18 protein-coding genes are annotated in these 19679 nt (G+C 72.1%); 13 read left to right on the top strand and 5 right to left on the bottom strand.

From position 1 onward, the window contains the following. The first annotated feature begins 175 nt into the window (after positions 1–175). A complete protein-coding gene (locus IE153_RS24905; RefSeq protein WP_031110087.1) occupies positions 176–925 on the top strand; it encodes a ferritin-like fold-containing protein in 750 nt (249 codons plus the stop codon). Positions 926–988: 63 nt separating this feature from the next. Here the strand turns inward: IE153_RS24905 and IE153_RS24900 are convergent, their stop codons facing one another. The 4 genes from IE153_RS24900 to IE153_RS24885 form a co-directional block, all read right to left on the bottom strand. Then, complete coding sequence (locus tag IE153_RS24900) at positions 989–1258, bottom strand: hypothetical protein (RefSeq protein WP_189592053.1); 270 nt, start codon at positions 1256–1258, stop codon at positions 989–991. Between the two features lie 298 nt (positions 1259–1556). Continuing rightward, positions 1557–1784, bottom strand: a complete 228-nt coding sequence (locus IE153_RS24895; protein WP_030854792.1) for a DUF3107 domain-containing protein — start codon at positions 1782–1784, stop codon at positions 1557–1559. A 134-nt stretch (positions 1785–1918) separates the two neighbouring features. Then, complete coding sequence (locus IE153_RS24890; RefSeq protein ID WP_031110090.1) at positions 1919–2566, bottom strand: TetR/AcrR family transcriptional regulator; 648 nt, start codon at positions 2564–2566, stop codon at positions 1919–1921. Between the two features lie 207 nt (positions 2567–2773). Further along, the gene (locus IE153_RS24885) at positions 2774–2998 is read right to left on the bottom strand and encodes an Rv3202a family protein (protein WP_031110091.1); all 225 of its coding nucleotides are present in this window, start codon (positions 2996–2998) and stop codon (positions 2774–2776) included. A 255-nt stretch (positions 2999–3253) separates the two neighbouring features. Here IE153_RS24885 and IE153_RS24880 point away from each other — a divergent pair, with 255 nt between their 5' ends. From IE153_RS24880 to moeZ, 12 genes are all read left to right on the top strand, one after another. Beyond that, positions 3254–4300: an alpha/beta fold hydrolase gene (locus tag IE153_RS24880; protein WP_189592052.1), complete on the top strand. Its 1047-nt coding sequence runs from the start codon at positions 3254–3256 to the stop codon at positions 4298–4300. 8 nt (positions 4301–4308) lie between these two features. Beyond that, positions 4309–6057 (top strand): DUF3152 domain-containing protein, encoded by a 1749-nt coding sequence (locus tag IE153_RS24875; protein ID WP_189592051.1) that lies wholly within the window; start codon positions 4309–4311, stop codon positions 6055–6057. A 68-nt stretch (positions 6058–6125) separates the two neighbouring features. Continuing rightward, the gene (locus IE153_RS42770; protein ID WP_311774658.1) at positions 6126–6218 is read left to right on the top strand and encodes an Ms4533A family Cys-rich leader peptide; all 93 of its coding nucleotides are present in this window, start codon (positions 6126–6128) and stop codon (positions 6216–6218) included. A 190-nt stretch (positions 6219–6408) separates the two neighbouring features. Beyond that, positions 6409–8127 (top strand): ABC transporter substrate-binding protein, encoded by a 1719-nt coding sequence (locus tag IE153_RS24870; RefSeq protein ID WP_189592050.1) that lies wholly within the window; start codon positions 6409–6411, stop codon positions 8125–8127. Between the two features lie 4 nt (positions 8128–8131). Beyond that, positions 8132–9142, top strand: coding sequence for an ABC transporter permease (locus IE153_RS24865; protein WP_189592049.1), 1011 nt, complete (start codon positions 8132–8134; stop codon positions 9140–9142). Continuing rightward, positions 9139–10137, top strand: coding sequence for an ABC transporter permease (locus tag IE153_RS24860; RefSeq protein WP_189592048.1), 999 nt, complete (start codon positions 9139–9141; stop codon positions 10135–10137). Before IE153_RS24865 ends, IE153_RS24860 begins: the two co-directional genes overlap by 4 nt. After that, positions 10134–11726, top strand: coding sequence for a dipeptide ABC transporter ATP-binding protein (locus tag IE153_RS24855; RefSeq protein WP_189592047.1), 1593 nt, complete (start codon positions 10134–10136; stop codon positions 11724–11726). Before IE153_RS24860 ends, IE153_RS24855 begins: the two co-directional genes overlap by 4 nt. Before the next feature lie 293 nt (positions 11727–12019). Then, on the top strand, positions 12020–13741 hold the full coding sequence (locus IE153_RS24850; protein WP_189592046.1) for a DUF3492 domain-containing protein: 1722 nt from the start codon (positions 12020–12022) through the stop codon (positions 13739–13741). Beyond that, positions 13738–15030, top strand: coding sequence for a hypothetical protein (locus IE153_RS24845; RefSeq protein WP_189592045.1), 1293 nt, complete (start codon positions 13738–13740; stop codon positions 15028–15030). Before IE153_RS24850 ends, IE153_RS24845 begins: the two co-directional genes overlap by 4 nt. Before the next feature lie 117 nt (positions 15031–15147). After that, a complete protein-coding gene (locus IE153_RS24840; protein WP_189592044.1) occupies positions 15148–16107 on the top strand; it encodes an NAD-dependent epimerase/dehydratase family protein in 960 nt (319 codons plus the stop codon). Next, positions 16095–16844, top strand: a complete 750-nt coding sequence (locus tag IE153_RS24835; protein WP_189592043.1) for a spherulation-specific family 4 protein — start codon at positions 16095–16097, stop codon at positions 16842–16844. Before IE153_RS24840 ends, IE153_RS24835 begins: the two co-directional genes overlap by 13 nt. A 63-nt stretch (positions 16845–16907) precedes the next feature. After that, complete coding sequence (moeZ, locus tag IE153_RS24830) at positions 16908–18086, top strand: adenylyltransferase/sulfurtransferase MoeZ (protein WP_031112256.1); 1179 nt, start codon at positions 16908–16910, stop codon at positions 18084–18086. A gap of 107 nt (positions 18087–18193) precedes the next feature. Here moeZ and IE153_RS24825 read toward each other — a convergent pair whose 3' ends face one another. After that, positions 18194–19663, bottom strand: a complete 1470-nt coding sequence (locus tag IE153_RS24825; RefSeq protein ID WP_189592042.1) for an alpha/beta hydrolase — start codon at positions 19661–19663, stop codon at positions 18194–18196. Positions 19664–19679 lie beyond the last annotated feature (16 nt).

Raw genomic sequence — 19679 nt, 5'->3', positions numbered from 1 at the left:
CCGACCGGGCATCCTCATACGTGCGGCCTGTCGAGGTACGTCGACGTACCAGCAGGCGCATTACCACCATACCCCGGATTCGCGCACATGCGATGGCCGATTCGGTCACGTAGTCGTCGTCACAGTGATTGACCAGGACCTTACGCCTCCCGGCGGGCGGGCTATTGTGCGCTTCATGACGAGCTCTGACAAGCCTGAGAACGCCTCGGACACCGCCGCCGCCGAACCCACCTCAGTCGCCGCCCGGGACTGGGCGACGGCCTCCGCCGACCCGCAGTACCGCGCCGCGGTCGTGGACCTGCTCGGTGCGCTCGCGTACGGGGAGCTGGCGGCGTTCGAGCGGCTCGCGGAGGACGCCAAACTGGCGCCGACGCTGGCGGACAAGGCAGAGCTGGCGAAGATGGCGTCGGCGGAGTTCCACCACTTCGAGAGGCTGCGCGACCGGCTCGCCGAGATCGGGGAGGAGCCGACGCGGGCGATGGAGCCGTTCGTCGCCGCGTACGACGGGTTCCACAAGCAGACGGCCCCCTCGGACTGGCTGGAGGGACTGGTCAAGGCCTACGTCGGCGACTCCATCGCCAGCGACTTCTACCGCGAGGTCGCCGCCCGGCTGGACTCCGACTCCCGCGATCTGGTGCTGGCCGTGCTCGACGACACGGGGCACGGCGGCTTCGCCGTGGAGAAGGTACGGGCGGCGATCGACGCCGATCCGCGCGTCGGCGGGCGGCTCGCGCTGTGGGCGCGGCGGCTGATGGGCGAGGCCCTGTCGCAGTCCCAGCGGGTGGTCGCCGACCGGGACGCGCTGTCGACCATGCTGGTGGGCGGTGTAGCGGACGGCTTCGACCTCGCCGAGGTCGGCAAGATGTTCTCGCGGATCACCGAGGCCCACACCAAGCGGATGGCCGCACTGGGGCTGGCCGCCTAGTCCTCCGCCGTCCGGCCGATCCGGCCGGTCCACACCGTCACAAGCGCCACCATCGGCGGCCCGTCACGCGGTCGCCGATCGGCGGCGCAGTCTTCCCGCGGGGCGCAGCAGCAGCGACAGCGAGGCCACGGAGACGATGGTCGCGCCGAGCAGGACGAGCAGCACGTGCCCCGCGTCCAGCGCGCTGTGCATGACGAAGGCCCCGAAGAGGGCACCGGCGACGCCGGTCGACAGGACCATGGGGCGGGCCGGGAGACGGTGCGGCAGGCGTTGGGTCGCCGCCCACGCCAGAGCGAGGCCGAGGATCGCGGAACTCAGCGCTTCCAGGAGCATGTCGGGGTCCCTCCCACATGGCCGGCCTGCCCAAATCGGTCGTAGCCCGTCTTACCCCTGACCTGCGGAATCCAATCCACCCCTGTGGGCGACTTGTGCTCCATCCGTGGAGGAACCGGTGCGCCGCAAGGGGAAGCCGAGGGCTACGCGGGAGGGGTGTCCGAGAGAGGGCGACGCAAACAGGGGGGAGCCGTGCAAACGGCGGCAGCCATGCGAGCGGAGGCGGCCGCGCAAACGCGGCAGACACGCAAACGGGGCGGGTCGGCCGATGCCGTCCCGCCCCGCTCCGCGCATGCGCCTACAGCGCGCCGAAGCCCACCTTGCGCGGGGCCGGCTCACCGATCTCGACGTACGCGAGACGGTCGGCCGGGACGAGGAGCTTGCGGCCGTGCTCGTCCACGAGGCTCAGCAGCTGCGACTTACCGGCCAGCGCCTCGGCGACCACGCGCTCGACCTCCTCGGCAGTCTGACCGCTCTCCAGAACGATCTCGCGGGGCGCGTGCTGCACGCCGATCTTGACCTCCACGGCTATGTCCCTCCGACGGTCAGTGATGTGCGCGACCTTCCGCGCCGTACGCAGCACACATTAGCCCGGTGAGGGGACGTACATGCTCCGCCCGAGAACGCCACGAGCGAACATCGGGCGGGAACAAAGTGCCGTCAGTGCTGCGGCTGGTCCATGCCGTGCAGCGGGAAGCCCGCGATGCCGCGCCACGCCAGCGAGGTGAGCAGCTGCACAGCCTGGTCGCGGGGCACGCTGCGGTCGCTGTGCAGCCAGGAACGCGCCACCACCTGGGCGAGGCCGCCCATGCCCGAGGCGAGCAGCATCGACTCCGCGCGCGACAGGCCGGTGTCCTCGGCGATGACGTCGCAGATCGCCTCCGCGCACTCGTTCGTGACCTTGTCGACGCGCTCGCGCACGGCGGGCTCGTTGGTCAGGTCCGACTCGAAGACCAGGCGGAACGCGCCGCCGTCGTCCTCGACGTAGGCGAAGTAGGCGTCCATCGTCGCCCGGACGCGCTGCTTGTTGTCGGTCGTCGACGCGAGCGCGTTCCGTACGGACTGGATGAGCGACTCGCAGTGCTGGTCCAGCAGCGCGAGATAGAGGTCGAGCTTGCCCGGGAAGTGCTGGTAGAGCACCGGCTTGCTGACGCCCGCGCGCTCCGCGATGTCGTCCATCGCGGCCGCGTGGTAGCCCTGGGCCACGAACACCTCCTGGGCGGCGCCCAGGAGCTGGTTGCGTCGGGCACGGCGCGGCAGGCGAGTGCCCCGCGGGCGAACCGCCTCTGTCTGCTCGATGGCTGTCACGCCGCCTCCCATGTTCGTCCATGTGCGGATCTGGCCGCGTCGACATCGTACTTTTCGGTAACCGTGGTGCGCGCGGTGAGACCGCAGAATTTCACGGACCGGACGGTTACGAAAGCGGTTGCGAAAGTTTCAAACAGGGTCAGAGCGGGCAAAATGCTGCCCCTTTCCCGTTCGATGGAGCTGTTCGTCGCCCGTCGGCGGCGAACCTCACCGGTAGTCGTCCTCGTCGAGCGAGACGATCCGGGCCTGCTCCACCAGATCGGCCTCGTTGGCGCGGTCCGGGTCGACGCCGGTCAGCGGGTCGTCGCGATCCGGCGCGAGATCCGCCTGCTGCTCGGCCGCGTCGACCTCGGGGGCCTCGACGTCGAACTCCTGCGCCTCGGGCGCGTCCTCGGCCTCGAACGTCTCCGGGTCGGTGGGGTCTACGGCCATGCTGGGCTCCCTTCCTACGAACGTCCCTGGGAATGCAGGGGCCACACGCGGGTGCCCTCCCTACGAGCCTAGGAGACACCCGATCCGGACGCTATGCGATCCGCGTCCGGGACGTGACGCAGTGCTCATCCCGTTGACTGCTACCCATGCGCGCCCGGGTGCCTCCCTTTCCGGCACCTCAACTGGCCGATTCCTGTGACGGCGAACACAGGCGAACACATGAGTCACTGCGTGATCGTCTCGTAACATTGCCGCATGTCTTCGACCGAGCTGCCGTTCGTGCCGCCCGCCAATGTGCTGCCGAAGGTGGGGACCGTCCGGGTCGCGGAGGGCGAGCGCCTGCGGTCGGTCGAGCTGCCCGGGGTCACCCTGACGGTCCGGTCGAGGCCACCCGCGCGTGAGGATCTGCCGGCCGCACTGTTCGTGCACGGGCTGGGCGGTTCCTCGCAGAACTGGTCGGCGCTGATGGCGCTGCTGGACGGCGACGTCGACGGCGAGGCCCTCGACCTGCCCGGATTCGGCGACTCCCCGCCACCGGACGACGGCAACTACTCCGTCACGGGACACGCGCGCGCGGTCATCCGTTACCTCGACGCCTCCGGCCGCGGCCCCGTGCACCTGTTCGGGAACTCGCTCGGCGGCGCCGTCACCACCCGTGTCGCCGCGGTTCGGCCCGATCTGGTCCGTACGCTCACGCTTGTGTCGCCCGCTCTGCCGGAAATCCGAGTGCAGCGCGCCGCCGTGCCCACGGGGCTGCTGGCGGTGCCGGGTGTCGCCCTGCTCTTCACGCGGCTCACCCGGGAGTGGACGGCGGAGCAGCGGGTCCGCGGCGTGATGGCGCTGTGTTACGGGGATCCCGGGAGGGTGACGCCGGAAGGATTCCGCAACGCCGTGCAGGAGATGGAGCGGCGGCTGCGGCTGCCGTACTTCTGGGACGCGATGGCGCGCTCCGCGCGCGGGATCGTCAACGCCTACACGCTCGGCGGCCAGCAGGGGCTGTGGCGCCAGGCCGAACGCGTTCTCGCGCCGACCCTCCTCGTCTACGGCGGCCGTGACCAGCTCGTCGGCTTCCGCATGGCCCAGAAGGCGGCCCGTGCCTTCCGTGACTCCCGGCTGGTGACGTTGCCCGATGCGGGTCATGTGGCGATGATGGAGTATCCCGAGACCGTGGCCATGGCGTTTCGTGAACTCCTGCAAGATGCGGGAGAGTTGGGCGCGCAGCGCGCGAGATGGGCCGACCGGGCGGGAGCCGGGGGCGACGCCGTCGACAGAGAAGGCACCGACGAGAGCATGGGGGGCTGAGGCGCGACGTGGGACGCCACAGCCGCCGCGGGCCGGTCGCCAAGGGCGACAGCGCGGACACAACAGAAGTACGGGACGGCCGGGCCGGGTCCGCGCAGGGGCCGAGGCCGGGCCAGGCGCCGGACGCCGGCCGGGGAGCCCGGACCGCACCGCCCGGCGTACCGCAGGGCGGCTGGCCGCAGCCGGGCCAGCGCCGGATGCCGGGGCCGCGGCCCGCACCGACGGACGGCACGCGGCCCCCGGGCACGCCGCCGCCCGGCATGCCGCGTCTGCCCGACGGCTGGCACCCGGACGGCACACCGGCCCAGGGCCTCCCGCGCCTGCCCGACGGCACGCCCGTGCGGGGGGTGCCCCGCCTTGCCGACGGCACGTCGGCACGGGGTGTTCCGCGCATGCCGGACGGGACTCCGGCCCGCGGTGTGCCGAGGCTGCCTGACGGAACTCCGGCGCAGGGCGTTCCCCGGATGGCCGACGGGACTCCGGCGCGCGGCGTTTCGCGGTTCCCGGACGGGACTCCCGCGCAGGGCGTTCCCCGGCTGCCGGACGGGACGCCCGCGCACGGGACGCCCCGGGTCGCCGGGGGCACGCCGCCGCGTGGTGTGCCGAGGCTGCCCGACGGGACTCCCGCCCACGGCGTTCCGCAAGCGCGTGGCGGGCATCCCGAGCAGCGTGAAGCCGGGGGCGGCTGGGGCGAGTTGAGGGGGAATGGCGGGGGGCCCGCCGGTGTCGGTGTTCCCATACCGCGGCAGCGCCGGGCCTCCGTGCCCGGGCCGCGGCAGGACTACCTCGACGCCTTCCACGAGGAGGACGACGTCTTCGCGCCCCGTACGCCCGCCTCCGCGCACGCCGCGGACGCCTACGCCTCCGTCACGGACTGGACCGTCGGCACCCCGGCCGACTCCGGGTCCGGTGGTCACGACGACGCGGGGCCCACCGGCACGCCCGTTGAGGGCAGGGGCGGCAAGGGTCGCGCCTTCACCGGCATCGCGGCCGCTGCCGTCACCACGGTGCTGGCCGTCATCGTCGCCGGGCAGGTCGCCGACGACCCCGGCGGCGCCGGCGTGCAGTCGCAGTCCGCCCCCGACCGGGCCCGTGACGTCCGGGACGGTGCGTCCCGCGCGGACGGCCGGGCACCCGCCCCCGAGGTCACCCCGCTGACGTACGACGAGAAGATGGGCCGGATCTATCCGCTCGGCGCCGAGCTCAAGGGCTCCGGGAAGTTCGACGCCGTCCCCGGCATCGCCGAGGCGCCGGGGACCGGGCAGAAGTTCACCTACCGCGTGGACGTGGAACAGGGGCTCGGGCTGGACGGCGCGCTGTTCGCCGAGGCCGTGCAGAAGACGCTCAACGACCAGCGCAGCTGGGCCCACAACGGAGCGCGGACCTTCGAGCGCATCTACTCCGGCAAGCCCGACTTCGTGATCACGCTCGCCAGCCCCGGCACGACCGCCGACTGGTGCGCCAAGTCGGGTCTGGACACCACCGAGGACAACGTCTCCTGCGACTCGGCCGCGACCGAGCGCGTGATGATCAACGCCTACCGGTGGGCGCAGGGCTCGGAGACCTACGGAGACGCCAAGATCCACGCCTACCGGCAGATGCTGATCAACCACGAGGTCGGCCACCGTCTCGGCTACGGCCACGTCACCTGCGACAAGGACGGCGACCTCGCGCCGGTCATGCAGCAGCAGACCAAGTTCCTCGATCACGACGGCATCCACTGCCGCGCCAACGCCTGGGCCTATCCCGGGAGTTGACAGGCGTCACAGCCGGTGTGGCGCGGCTCGCGTTGACATGCTCGGAAAGTTCGTTCATATTTCTGGGCATGTCGCCCCGTCATGTCTCCGTTCGCGCCGCCATCGAGCTGGCGCTCATCGGCGTGACCCCGCTCTGCGTGGCCGACATTCACTGTTGCTGACGCCCGCCCCCGGCGCGCGTCGCTGACTCTTCCCCGTGACTCTGTCGCGGCTCTTTCGACGACCGGCGCCGGGCAGACGTCTGTCTTCTTTCGTCTCACCCTTCGTCATTTCGTCTCGCGATCCGAGATCCGTGATCCGTAGTCCATGATCCGTGATTCCGAGGCGCCCTTCCGAGAGGTCGTCATTCCGATGCGCCAACCGTCCGTCAGAGCGCGCCGCGTGGCCGCGGCATCCGTCAGCCTGGTCCTGGCAGCGGGTGCCGCCGCCTGCGGGCCGAAGGACAACGATGCCAAGGGCGCCGGCGGCGACTCCACGCCCCACAAGGGCGGCACCCTCTCCGTGCTGAATGCCAACCCTCAGCAGGACTTCGACCCGGCTCGCCTCTACACCTCCGGCGGCGGCAACGTGCCGTCCCTGGTCTTCCGTACGCTCACCACCCGCAACCGCGAGAACGGCGCCGCCGGCGCCGAGGTCGTCCCCGACCTCGCCACCGACACCGGGCGCCCCAACAAGGACGCGACCGAGTGGACCTACACCCTGAAGAAGGGCCTGAAGTACGAGGACGGCACCCCGATCACCTCGGCCGACATCAAGTACGGCATCGAGCGCTCCTTCGCCCCCGAGCTGTCGGGCGGCGCCCCCTACCTGCGGGACTGGCTGACCGGGGCGGCCGACTACCAGGGCCCGTACAAGGACAAGAAGGGCCTCGACGCGATCGAGACGCCGGACGAGCGGACCATCGTCTTCCATCTGAACAAGCCCGAGGGCGAGTTCCCCTACCTCGCCACGCAGACGCAGTTCACCCCCGTGCCGAAGAGCAAGGACACCGGCACGAAGTACGAGGAGCACCCGGTCTCCTCCGGGCCGTACAAGGTCGTGCGGAACGAGAACGACGGTGAGCGGCTGGTTCTGGAGCGCAACCCGCACTGGTCCGCCGCGACCGACGCCGAGCGCAAGGCGTACCCGGACACGATCGACGTACGGTCCGGGCTCGACTCGTCCGTGATCAACCAGCGCCTGTCCGCGTCCCAGGGAGCGGACGCCGCCGCCGTCACCACGGACACCAACCTCGGCCCGGCCGAACTGGCCAAGGTCACCGGTGACAAGGACCTCGCCTCACGCGTCGGCACCGGGCACTTCGGCTACACCAACTACATCGCGTTCAACCCGAAGACCAAGCCGTTCGACGACCCCAAGGTGCGGCAGGCGATCTCGTACGCCATCGACCGGTCGTCCGTGGTGAACGCCGCGGGCGGTTCCGCCCTGGCCGAGCCCGCCACCACCTTCCTGCCCGACCAGAAGTCCTTCGGCTACACGCCGTACGACCTCTTCCCGGCGGGCAAGGCCGGCGACCCGGCCAAGGCCAAGGCGCTGCTGAAGGAGGCCGGGTACGCCAAGGGCCTCACCGTCACGCTGACGCACTCCAACGCCAAGGACTTCGAGACCAGCCCCGAGATCGCGACCGCCATCCAGGACGCCCTCAAGAAAGCCGGCATCACGGTCAAGCTCCAGGGCCTGGAGGAGAACGACTACTCCGACAAGATCCACAACGTGAAGACCGAGCCCGGCTTCTTCCTCGCCCACTGGGGTGCCGACTGGCCCTCCGGCGGTCCGTTCCTCGCCCCGATCTTCGACGGCCGGCAGATCGTCAAGGACGGTGCGAACTTCAACACGGGCCTGCTGAACGACAAGTCGGTCAACACCGAGATCGACGCGATCAACAAGTTGACCGATCTCGACCAGGCCGCCCAGAGGTGGGGCGCACTGGACAAGAAGATCGGCGAGCAGGCCCTGACCGTGCCGCTGTTCCACCCCGTCTACAAGCGACTGGTCGGCAAGGACGTCAAGAACGTCGTGATCAGCGACTGGACCGGCGTGCTGGACATCTCCCAGGTCGCGGTGAAGTGACACCGTGAGTGAGGCACTTCTCGCCGCCGAGGCGGCCGTGACGGATCCTGCCGTCCCGGCCGCCTCGGGGGCCCGTCAGTTCTGGCGGCGGCTGCGCACGCAGCGCGCCGCCCTCGTCGCGGCCGGAGTCGTCGCACTGCTCGTTCTGGTCGCGCTCGCCGCGCCGCTGCTCACCGCCGTCGAGGGCCAGGACCCGACCACCTACCACCCCTCCCTCGTGGACTCCGCGCGCGGCGGTGTGCCCATCGGATCCCTCGGCGGAGCGAGCGCCGACCACTGGTTCGGCGTCGAACCGCAGACCGGCCGCGACCTGTTCGCGCGGCTGGTGTACGGCGCACGTGTGTCCCTGGGCGTCGCCCTGGCCGCGACGGTCGTGCAGGTCGCACTCGGGATCACCCTGGGCATCGCGGCCGCACTCGGGAAGCGATGGGTTGATCAACTGTTGAGCCGGTTCACGGACATCATCGTCGCGATGCCGCTCATGATCATGTCGCTGGCGCTGCTCGCGATCGTGCCGTCGAGCTTCCCGCGGCCGGTGCTCGTCGCGCTCGTCATCGGCCTGATCGGCTGGGGCAACATCGCACGGATCGTGCGGGCGCAGACGCTCACCCTCAAGGAACTCGACCACGTCGCAGCGGCCCGGCTCAGCGGCTGGGGCACCTGGAGCATCGCCCGCCGCGAACTCCTGCCCGGGCTCGCCGCGCCCGTCATCACGTACGCCGCGCTGCTCGTCCCGACGAACATCACCGTCGAGGCCGCGCTGTCCTTCCTCGGCGTGGGCGTGAAACCGCCGACGCCCTCCTGGGGACAGATGCTCACCGCCGCCGACGTCTGGTACCAGGCCGCCCCGCAGTACCTGCTGCTGCCCGCGGGCGCCCTGTTCGTCACGGTGCTCGCCCTCACCGTCCTCGGCGACGGAGTCCGCACCGCCCTCGACCCGCGCGCGGCCTCCCGGCTGCGCGTCGGCACGGGCCGCAGGCGGGAGTCGAAGGCGGCCGAGGGAGGCACGGCATGAACGGGTTCACCGGCTTCGTCCTGCGCCGCACCGTCGCCGCCGTGGCCACCCTGCTCGCCATCTCGGTGATCGTCTACGTCGTCTTCTACGCCACCCCCGGCAACGTCGCCCAGATCACCTGCGGTCCGCGCTGCTCCCCGGAACAGGTGCACCAGGTGGCCCGGCAGCTGAACCTGGACGACCCGCTGTTCGTGCGCTACGGGCACTTCCTCCAGGGCCTCGTCGCCGGCCAGGACTACTCGACCGGCACGTCCGTGCAGCACTGCACCGCTCCCTGCCTCGGCATGTCGTACCAGAGCGATCAGCAGGTCACGCAGCTGATCCTGGCCAAGCTCCCGGTCAGTCTGTCCCTGGTGGGCGGGGCGATGGTCATCTGGCTGGTCCTCGGCGTCGGCACCGGCGTGCTCTCCGCCTGGCGGCGCGGCCGGTTCTCCGAGCGGGTGCTGACCGGCATCACCCTCGCCGGCACGGCCACCCCGGTCTTCGTCATCGGCCTGGTCCTCATGATCGTCGTCTGCGGGGAACTGCAACTGCTGCCCTTCCCGCAGTACGTGGCGCTCGGCGACGACCCGGAACAATGGGCGTGGAACCTGCTGCTGCCCTGGCTGTCGCTCGCCCTCATCGAGGCCGCCGCGTTCGCCCGGCTGACCCGGGCCTCGATGCTGGAGACCCTGGCCGAGGACCACATCCGCACGTTCCGCGCCTACGGCGTCGGCGAACGGTCGATCGTCGGACGGCACGCACTGCGCGGGGCGTTCGCCCCGGTCATCGCGCTGAACGCCAACAACGTCGGATCGGCCATCGGCGGCGCGGTACTCACCGAGACCCTGTTCGGCCTGCCCGGCATCGGACAGGAACTCGTCCATGCCGTCAACGTCGTCGACCTGCCGGTCGTGGTCGGCATGGTCCTGGTCATCGGATTCTTCGTGGTCCTCGCCAACGCCGTCGCGGACGTCCTCTACGCGGTGGCCGACCGACGGGTGGTGCTGACATGAGCCTGGTCGACGTGACCGGTCTGCGTGTGGAGTTCGGCGCGCTGCGCGCCGTCGACGGACTCTCCTTCCGCCTGGAGGAGGGCGCCGCCCTGGCCCTGGTCGGCGAGTCCGGCTCCGGCAAGTCGACCGTGGCGTCCGCGCTGCTCGGCCTGCACCGCGGCACGGGCGCGCGGGTCGAGGGCTCGGTCGAGGTGGCCGGCACCGACGTGCAGCGGGCCTCCGACGAGGAGTTGCGGCGGCTGCGCGGCGGGCGGGCCGCCATGGTGTTCCAGGATCCGCTGTCCTCCCTCGACCCGTACTACGCGATCGGCGACCAGATCGCCGAGGTGTACCGCGTGCACGCGCGGGCGTCCCGGCGGGCGGCACGCGCGCGTGCCGTGGAGGTCCTGGACCGGGTGGGCATCCCGGACGCGGCCCGGCGGTCCCGGTCCCGTCCGCACGAGTTCAGCGGCGGCATGCGCCAGCGCGCCCTGATCGCGATGGCGCTCGCGTGCGAGCCCCGGCTGCTGATCGCCGACGAGCCGACGACCGCCCTCGACGTGACGGTCCAGGCCCAGGTCCTCGACCTGCTCCACACCCTGCGCGAGGAGACCGGCATGGGCCTGCTGCTCGTCACGCACGACGTGGGCGTCGCCGCCGAGAGCGTCGACGAGGTGCTGGTGATGCGGCACGGCAGGGCGGTCGAGCACGGCCCGGTCGCCGACGTGCTGGGCGCACCGGCCGAGCCGTACACCCGGGAGCTGCTGGCCGCGGTCCCCCGGCTGGACGCGCCGCGGAAGGCCTCGACGGACCCCGCGGAGGTCGTCATGGAGGCGACCGGACTGCGGCGCGAGTTCGGGCGCGGGAAACGGGCGGTCACGGCCGTGGACGACGTGTCGCTGACCCTGCGCCGCGGTGAGACCCTCGGCATCGTCGGCGAGAGCGGCAGCGGCAAGACGACGCTCGGGCGCATGCTCGTCGGGCTGCTGGAGCCGACAGCCGGATCGCTGGGCTTCGACGGCCGCCCGCACACCGGGGTGAACCCGGCGGTGCAGATGGTCTTCCAGGACCCCGTCTCCTCCCTCAACCCCCGCCGCAGCGTGGGCGAGTCCATCGCCGACCCGCTGCGCGCCCGAGGTGAGCGGCAGGAGGGGCGCATCCGGGAGCGCGTGGAGGAACTGCTGGAGCGCGTGGGGCTCGAAGCGGGGCACTACGACCGCTACCCCCATGAGTTCAGCGGCGGGCAGCGCCAGCGCGTCGGCATCGCCCGTGCCCTCGCGGCCGACCCGCGCGTCATCGTCTGCGACGAGCCGGTCTCGGCCCTCGACGTCACCACCCAGGCGCATGTGGTCGCCCTGCTGGGGGAGTTGCAGCGGGAACTCGGGCTCGCGCTGGTCTTCGTCGCGCACGACCTGGCCGTCGTCCGCCAGGTCAGCGACCGGGTCGCCGTGATGCGGCGCGGCCGGATCGTCGAGGAAGGGCCCGTGGAGGAGGTGTACGAGTCGCCGCGCGACCCCTACACCAGGCAATTGCTCGCCGCGGTACCGGCGCTGGACCCGGAGGCCGCGGCGCGACGGCGGGCACGGCGACGGGAGTTGGCGGCGGCATGACGCGGGGCGCGGCGTCGGGAGTCGGCGGCGGCATGACGCGGGGCGCGGCGTCGGGAGGCGGCCGCGGAGAGACGCCGCGGAGGCGGGACTTCGCCGCGGCATGACGATCCGTGTCCGGTTGAACTCCTAGCGCGACAGAACGCGACCCGCACAGGAAAGTTACGACCGTTCACCCCTTTTGGTGGTGCGACGGACAACCGTCCGTCGCACCACCGCCTTGTCCGCATACGTTCGTCCCGCTGCGAGCCGCCGGGCAACGGCGGCTCCCCATACGGGAGATCGGGGGTGCACTCGTGCGCATCGGACTGCTTACGGAGGGTGGCTATCCGTATGTGAGCGGTGACGCCAGGCTCTGGTGCGACCGGCTGGTGCACGGACTCGCCCAGCACGAGTTCGACGTCTACGCGCTCAGCCGCAGCGAGCACCAGGAGGACGAGGGCTGGATCCCGCTGCCACCGAACGTCCGCCGGGTGCGCACCGCCCCGCTGTGGATGGCCGAGGACGACGAGGTGGTGCTCGGGCGCCGCGCACGCCGGCGGTTCACCGAGTACTTCGGGGAACTGGCCGCCGTCCTGTGTGGGGTCCCCGAGGGCGCCTCGGGTGCGGTCAGGAGCCTCTCCGAAGGGGCGTCGGCCTCCGAGGCGGACCGTTTCGCCAACGCTCTGTACGGGCTCGCCGAACTCGCCCGCGACGAGGGCGGGCTGGCGGGAGCCCTCCGTTCGGAGGCCGCCGTACGCACCCTGGAACGCGCCTGTCGCGCGCCCGGCGCCCATCGCGCCGCGCGCGAGGCGCGCGTACCGGATCTGCTCGCCGTCGCCGCCCATCTGGAACGCGCCCTGCGCCCCCTCTCCCTCGACTGGTACGAGGACGACGGGCTCGGCGCGGTCGACCTCTGCCACGCCGCGTCCGGCGGCACGGCCGTCCTGCCCGGTCTGCTGGCCCGGCACTTCACCGGCGTACCCCTGATGGTCACCGAGTACGGCGTGCGCCTGCGGACGCACTACCTCACCACCCCGGACGCCCCACCCGCCGTACGGTCCCTGCTGGCCGCCTTCCAGGGCCGGCTCGCGGCCGAGGCCTACGGGCGGGCCGAGGTCGTCACCGCCGGCAACACCCACACCCGCCGCTGGCAGGAGCGCTGCGGCGCCGACCGCGAGAGGCTCCGCACGGTCTATCCCGGCATGGACGCCCGGCCCTTCGCCGAGGTGGGCGAGTCCACGGACTGCGCGGACCCGGACATGCTCGTCTGGGTCGGCCGCGTCGAGCCCGCCAAGGACCTGGTCTCGCTGCTGCACGCCTTCGCGGAGGTCCGCAAGCGGCAGCCGAAGACGCGCCTGCGCATCGTCGGCGCCCCCGCCGGCCCCGAGGGTGCGGCCTACCTCGGACACTGCAGGACCCTGGCCGCCCAGCTCTTCCCCGACGAGGCCGCGGGCCCGCACGCCACCGGCGACAACCCGGTGTCCTTCGAGGAGATCGGCGGCCCCGACCTCCCGGTCGCCGCCTACGCCTACGCCTCGGGCGCCGTGACCGTCCTCTCCAGCGTCGTCGAGGGCTTCCCCGTCGGCCTCGCCGAGGCCATGCTCTGCGGGCGTGCGACGGTGTCGACGGACGTCGGCGCGGTCGTGGAGGTCATCGGCGGCACCGGGCTCGTCGTACCACCGCGCAATCCGCGGGCGCTCGCCGAGGCGTGCGTGGCGCTGCTGCGTGACCCCGAGCGCCGTGCGCGCCTGGGTGCCGCCGCTCGCGCCCGTGCCCTCGAACTGTTCACGGTCGAGCAGAACATCGAGGCATTTCACGGCATTTACCTGGAGATCGTCTCGCGTGCGCCCGTCCGCCGGGTCGTCCTCGACGGAGCGGGGGAGCCGCTGCCCTTCTCGGTTCCCGCCGAGGCGCACGTGCCCGTCCGCTGGACCGCCGCGTCACCCCGCCTCGCCGCCCGCGGCGGCCCCGCCTGGGCGGCGGGCAGGCCCGTACGCGCCACCACTCCCGTCCCCGCCCCGGAGGGAGCGCGATGAGCGGCCTGGGCGAACTGGACCGACCGGGAACCCCGACCGGCTCCGCCCGTGACCGCACGAGGTCCGGGAAGCCGGGGTCTGCCGTTGACGGCGCAGGGCCTGGGAAGCCGGAGTCTGCCTGTGACGGCACAGGCCCTGGGAAGCCGGAGTCGGCCGCCGACCGCGCCACCCCCACCCCGCGGCGCGGCGCCGTCGATCCGGTGAAGGCGCTGATGCACCGTCACCGGGAGCTCTGCGAGCGCGCGGTGGACCCCCTCGAGATCGCCGCCGGACTGGAAGCGCACGGCATCACCGACCGGACCGCCGCCCGCTTTCGGCACCGGGACGTCTTCTCCCTCGCCGAGGAGATGTACGCGCGCGTCTCCCGGGACGGAGACACACCCCTGCCCGCCCCGCCCGCCGCTCCCCGCGTGCGCGCCGACTGGGTTCTGCTGACCCTCCTGCCCGGGGCGCTGTGCGCCGCCGCCCTCGCCGCCGTGCACCTCACCCACGGGCAGTCGCGCCTGTTCGCGGCGGCAGCCGGGGCCCTCGCCGTGGCCCTGGCCCTCCATGCGGCCTTGCGCCGAGGGCCCCTGAGCAGGACCGACACGGACCGGCCCGGGCCGCGGCCCGGCGCGGCCTCCGGCAGGACCACCCCGTGGACCGTGTGGCTCGTCGCCTACTCCCTCCTGGGCAACGGCCTGCTCGACAACGCACTCGCCGGAGGCCCCGACACCCTGCCCACCGGCACGGCCGACGGCCCCTGGCCCCTCACCGCCGCCCCGACCCTGGCCCTCGCCCTGGCCTGCGCACCCGCCGCCTGGACCGCGCACCTCCTCACCGCCCGAGCGCGCCGCAAACTCGCGGCCAGCCGCGGCCTGGAGGACTTCGCCGCCGCCGTACGCCCCCTCCTGCTCGGCGTGTTCGCCCTGTTCCTGGGTGCCCTGGCAGCCTTGCTCACCCTCAGCGGGGCGGCCCTCGGCGAGCCCGCGGCCTACGCCCAGGCCCTCGCCCTGGGCGCCCTCCTCTTCCTGGCCCGCCTCCTCACCACGCACGGCTTCACCTACGCCCCCGCCGTGGTCCTCACCGCGGCGGCCACGGTCGAGGCGGCCGCCCTCGCCACGGTCTTCGCCTCCCGCCTCCCCGGTGTCGGCTTCCTGGCCACCCCCGTCGAAACCCTCGTCACCACCTGGGGTGCCGACAGCGTCCCCACCCTCACCTGCGGAGCTGCGGCGCTGGCCCTCCTGGTCCACACGACCCGCAAGCTCACCCGGGCCTCGGCCCACGCACCGCCGGAGCCCGCGCGGTGAGCGCCGCGGACACCGGCCCCACCGCAGGCAGCACCCGTCCCGTCCCTTCCTTTCCGCCTCGAGGAGAACCCGCATGATCACCCACCCAGGAACCCCGGCGACATGGGGAGCCGTGCGATGAGAGTCCTGCTGATCGGAGCCAACGGCTACATCGGGCGCTTCGTCGCCGACCGCCTGCTCGCCGACCCGGCCGTGCAGCTCACCGCCCTCGGCCGCGGTGACGACGCCGACGTCCGCTTCGACCTCGCCTCCGGCAGCCCCGGCGCCCTCACCCGCTTCCTCGACGCCGTCCACCCGGGCGTCGTCGTCAACTGCGCGGGCGCCGCCCGCGGCGGCGCCCGCGAGCTCACCCGCCACAACACCGTCGCCGTCGCCACCGTCTGCGAGGCCCTGCGGCGCAGCGGCTGCGGGGCCCGGCTGGTGCAGATCGGCTGCAGCGCGGAGTACGGCCCGAGCCAGCCCGGCTCCTCCACCGCCGAGGACGCCGTGCCCCGGCCCGGCGGCCCGTACGGCGTCAGCAAACTCGCCGCCACCGAACTGGTCCTCGGCTCCGGCCTGGACGCCGTCGTCCTGCGGGTCTTCTCACCGGCTGGACCCGGCACCCCCGCCGGCTCCCCGCTGGGTCGTCTCGCCGAGGCCATGCGCCGGGCCATGCAGTCCGGGGACGGGGAGCTGAAACTCGGCGGCCTCGGCGCGCAGCGCGACTTCGTCGACGTCCGCGACGTGGCCCGAGCCGTCCACGCCGCCTCGCTCTCCGCAGCGCAGGGCGTCATCAACATCGGCTCCGGCCGCGCCGTGCGCCTGCGCGACGCCGCCGCCGTCCTCGCTCGCGTCGCCGGATACGGCGGCGCCCTCCACGAACTCGACGGACCGCCCGGCGCCCTGCGCGCGGCCATCGGCCACCCCCGCCCCGACCCGGACCACGTGCCCCCCGTCGCGTACCCGTACCCCGACGGCTGCGGCAGCTGGCAGCAGGCCGACGTGCGCACCGCGCGCGACCGGCTCGGCTGGCGTCCCCGGATCGGCCTGGAGGAGTCCCTCGCCGACATCTGGATGGAGGCGGCATGCCGCATCTGACCAGATCCCGGCGGCGCACCTCGGACACGGAACTGCGCCCCGGGGTCGGCGTCCCCGGCTATGCGCACCCCCTTCTCGCCCCCACCGAGTGGGGTGAGCTGACCCGCCCCGGCACCCCCCTGCACTGGGTGGTCCTCAACGTGGCCGACGGCCCCGGCGCCCGCCCCGACCCGCACTGCCTGGAGGCGGCCGGCCGGCTGCGCAACGCGGGCATCCGCGTCCTCGGTCACCTCGACACCCGCTACGGCACCCGCAACTTCGGCGAGCTGATCTCGGACGCCCACCGCTTCGTCGACTGGTACCGGGTCGACGGCTTCCTCCTGGAGCGCTGCCCGGCGGACCACGCCGGGCTGCCCGAGGTCCGCCGCACGGTCGCCACGCTGCGTGTGATCCGTGACGCTGCCCACATCGTCCTCGGTCACGGCATTCACCCGCACCCCGGCTACGTCGAACTCGCCGACCAGCTGGTCACCTTCTCCGGCCCCTGGAGCGACTACCGCTGGTCGCAGGTGGCCGAGTGGACCGCCGACCACGCGCCCGAGCGCTTCTGCCACTTCGTCCACGGCGTGCCCCGCGCCCACCTGGCCGAGGCACTGCGCATCGCCTGCTGGCAGGGCGCCGCGACGGTCTGGATCACCGACCACACGGATCGCGGCGGCAGCACCGATCCCTGGGAGGCCATGCCCGGCTACTGGGACGAATTCGTCTCGCGTATCGGAACAGGTGTCTCGGAATGAAAAAGGGCATGGCACTGTTACGGGGAGAACAACCGTAGTGATTGACCGACCAACGGAGTCCCCGTGTCGCTGCCACCCCTGGTCGAGCCGGCTTCCGAGCTCACCGTAGACGAGGTCCGCAGGTACTCCCGCCACCTGATCATCCCCGACGTGGGGATGGACGGGCAGAAGCGGCTGAAGAACGCCAAGGTGCTGTGTGTGGGCGCCGGCGGCCTGGGCTCGCCGGCGCTGATGTACCTGGCCGCCGCGGGCGTCGGCACCCTCGGCATCGTGGAGTTCGACGAGGTCGACGAGTCGAACCTGCAGCGCCAGATCATCCACAGCCAGGCCGACATCGGCCGCCCGAAGGCCGAGTCCGCCCGCGACAGCGTCAAGGGCATCAACCCGTACGTGAACGTGATCCTTCACGAGGAGCGGCTCGAGGCCGACAACGTGATGGACATCTTCAGCCAGTACGACCTGATCGTCGACGGTACGGACAACTTCGCGACCCGCTACCTGGTCAACGACGCGTGCGTGCTGCTGAACAAGCCGTACGTCTGGGGCTCGATCTACCGCTTCGACGGCCAGGCGTCCGTCTTCTGGTCCGAGCACGGGCCCTGCTACCGCTGCCTCTACCCGGAGCCCCCGCCCCCCGGCATGGTCCCCTCCTGCGCCGAGGGCGGCGTCCTGGGCGTGCTCTGCGCGTCCATCGGCTCCATTCAGGTCAACGAGGCCATCAAGCTCCTCGCCGGCATCGGCGACCCGCTGGTCGGCCGGCTGATGATCTACGACGCCCTGGAGATGCAGTACCGCCAGGTCAAGGTCCGCAAGGACCCGAACTGCGCGGTCTGCGGCGAGAACCCGACCGTCACCGAGCTCATCGACTACGAGGCCTTCTGTGGCGTCGTCTCCGAAGAGGCCCAGGCGGCGGCCGCCGACTCCACGATCACTCCCAAGCAGCTCAAGGAGTGGATCGACGACGGCGAGAGCATCGACATCATCGACGTCCGCGAGCCGAACGAGTACGAGATCGTCTCCATCCCGGGCGCCCGGCTGATCCCGAAGAACGAGTTCCTCATGGGCACCGCCCTGGAGAGCCTCCCGCAGGACAAGAAGATCGTCCTGCATTGCAAGACGGGTGTCCGCAGTGCGGAAGTCCTCGCGGTCCTGAAGTCCGCGGGCTTCTCGGACGCGGTGCACGTCGGTGGTGGCGTGATCGGCTGGGTCAACCAGATCGAGCCGTCCAAGCCGGTGTACTGAGCCGTACCGGTGCACTGGGCCGAGCCGGTCCACTGAGCCGTATCCGGCCTCGCTTTCCCAGCGGCGGGGGCTTCGGGCACCACGAGTGCGCGAAGCCCCCGCCGTCGTCATGAGCAGACCTTGCCGTTCTTCGGCACCGAGCCGTCCAGCAGATACGCGTCCACCGCGGAGTCCACGCAGTTGCTCCCGCTGCCGTAGGCGCCATGCCCCTCGCCCCGCCAGGTGAGCAGCACCCCGACGCCCTTGCCCAGCTCGCCGGCCATCCTCAGCGCGCCCTCGTACGGCGTGGCCGGGTCGCCGGTGTTGCCGACGACCAGGACCGGTGCCGCGTCGGGGGCGCTCACCTCCGGGGTGTCGTGCTGTCCGGGCACCGGCCAGTCGTGGCACCAGCCGGCCGTGTCCCAGCCGAGGAACCTCCCGAAGACCGGGGAGATCCTCTCGAATCGAGGCAGCAGCTTCTTCGTCTCGGCCACCGTGGGCCGCTGCCTGTCGTCCAGGCACGATATGACCCGCTGGGAGTGGGTCGTCGTGCCGTAGCGCCCCGACGGGTCGCGTTCGTTGTAGCGGTCGGCGAGGACCAGCAACTCCGAGCCGTCCCCTGCCTCCGCCGCCTTCAGGGCGCTCGTCAGGGTCGGCCAGCTGTCCTTGCTGTACAGCGGCAGGATGATGCCGGTGACCGCGAGGGTCTGGGTCAGCTTCCGCCCCGGCGCCCCGGTCGCCAGGGGGCGGGCGTCGATGCGCTGGAGCAGGTCCGCGATCTTGCGCGTGCCGTCCTCGGGGTCCTGGCCCGTGGACCTGAGATAGCCGTTCAGCGCGCGCTGGAAGCCCCTGGCCTGGTTCTGGGCGTGGCCCACGGTGTCGGCGGTGGGGTCGACGACCGCGTCCAGCGTCACGCGCCCCACCTTCTTCGGGAAGAGGTGGGCATAGGTGCCGCCCAGTTCGGTGCCGTAGGAGATGCCGAAGTAGTTCATCCTGTCGTCGCCGAGGACCTCTCGGATGCGGTCCATGTCGCGCGCCGAGTCGGCGGTCGAGACGTGGGCCATCAGCTTCCCGGCGTCCTTCTGGCAGCCCTTGCCGAAGTCGGCGGCGTCCTCGACGTACGCCTTCTCCTCGGCGGGGGTGTCCGGGGTGACGTCCACCGACTCGGCGGCCTGGATCTCCTTGTCGCCGCGGCAGCGCACGCCCTCGCTGGCGCCCACGCCGCGCGGGTCCCAGCTCACCAGGTCGTATCGCTCGCGGAGCGAGGAGACGGTCGGGGCGTACGACGGCATCATGGACACACCCGAGGCGCCCGGGCCGCCGAAGTTGAACAGCAGGGACCCGAGGCGGTCGCCGCCGCGGGCCTTGGCGCGGATCAGACCCAGGCCGATGGTCTCGCCGTCCGGCTTCGACCAGTCCAGCGGCACCTTCACTGTCGCGCACTGCCATTCACTGCTCGGCGCGGGGCCGTCGGCGGTCGCCTTGCAACGGCCCCAGGAGAGCCCGCTCTTGTCGTCGTCGGACGAACCGCCGCTGCAACCGGCGGCCAGCAGGGCCGAGGCGGCCGCCAGAGCGGTCCACCGAACCAAGCGCGTCATTGCCCATCCCCCTCGC

Origin of the sequence: Streptomyces massasporeus, assembly GCF_014648995.1 — a bacterium.
GTDB classification, from domain to species: domain Bacteria; phylum Actinomycetota; class Actinomycetes; order Streptomycetales; family Streptomycetaceae; genus Streptomyces; species Streptomyces massasporeus.
The sequence above is the reverse complement of the archived record's forward strand: the minus strand, read 5'-3'. Positions and strand labels throughout refer to the sequence as shown.

What these genes read in the sequence shown, in the direction of transcription:
- IE153_RS24905 (WP_031110087.1), top strand. Translation starts at nt 176, where the DNA reads ATGACGAGCTCTGACAAGCCTGAGAACGCCTCGGACACCGCCGCCGCC.
- IE153_RS24870 (WP_189592050.1), top strand. Translation starts at nt 6,409, where the DNA reads ATGCGCCAACCGTCCGTCAGAGCGCGCCGCGTGGCCGCGGCATCCGTC.
- IE153_RS24845 (WP_189592045.1), top strand. Translation starts at nt 13,738, where the DNA reads ATGAGCGGCCTGGGCGAACTGGACCGACCGGGAACCCCGACCGGCTCC.
- IE153_RS24880 (WP_189592052.1), top strand. Translation starts at nt 3,254, where the DNA reads ATGTCTTCGACCGAGCTGCCGTTCGTGCCGCCCGCCAATGTGCTGCCG.
- IE153_RS24835 (WP_189592043.1), top strand. Translation starts at nt 16,095, where the DNA reads ATGCCGCATCTGACCAGATCCCGGCGGCGCACCTCGGACACGGAACTG.
- IE153_RS24900 (WP_189592053.1), bottom strand. Translation starts at nt 1,258, where the DNA reads ATGCTCCTGGAAGCGCTGAGTTCCGCGATCCTCGGCCTCGCTCTGGCG.
- IE153_RS24885 (WP_031110091.1), bottom strand. Translation starts at nt 2,998, where the DNA reads ATGGCCGTAGACCCCACCGACCCGGAGACGTTCGAGGCCGAGGACGCG.
- IE153_RS42770 (WP_311774658.1), top strand. Translation starts at nt 6,126, where the DNA reads ATGTCGCCCCGTCATGTCTCCGTTCGCGCCGCCATCGAGCTGGCGCTC.
- IE153_RS24855 (WP_189592047.1), top strand. Translation starts at nt 10,134, where the DNA reads ATGAGCCTGGTCGACGTGACCGGTCTGCGTGTGGAGTTCGGCGCGCTG.
- IE153_RS24825 (WP_189592042.1), bottom strand. Translation starts at nt 19,663, where the DNA reads ATGACGCGCTTGGTTCGGTGGACCGCTCTGGCGGCCGCCTCGGCCCTG.
- IE153_RS24840 (WP_189592044.1), top strand. Translation starts at nt 15,148, where the DNA reads ATGAGAGTCCTGCTGATCGGAGCCAACGGCTACATCGGGCGCTTCGTC.
- IE153_RS24860 (WP_189592048.1), top strand. Translation starts at nt 9,139, where the DNA reads ATGAACGGGTTCACCGGCTTCGTCCTGCGCCGCACCGTCGCCGCCGTG.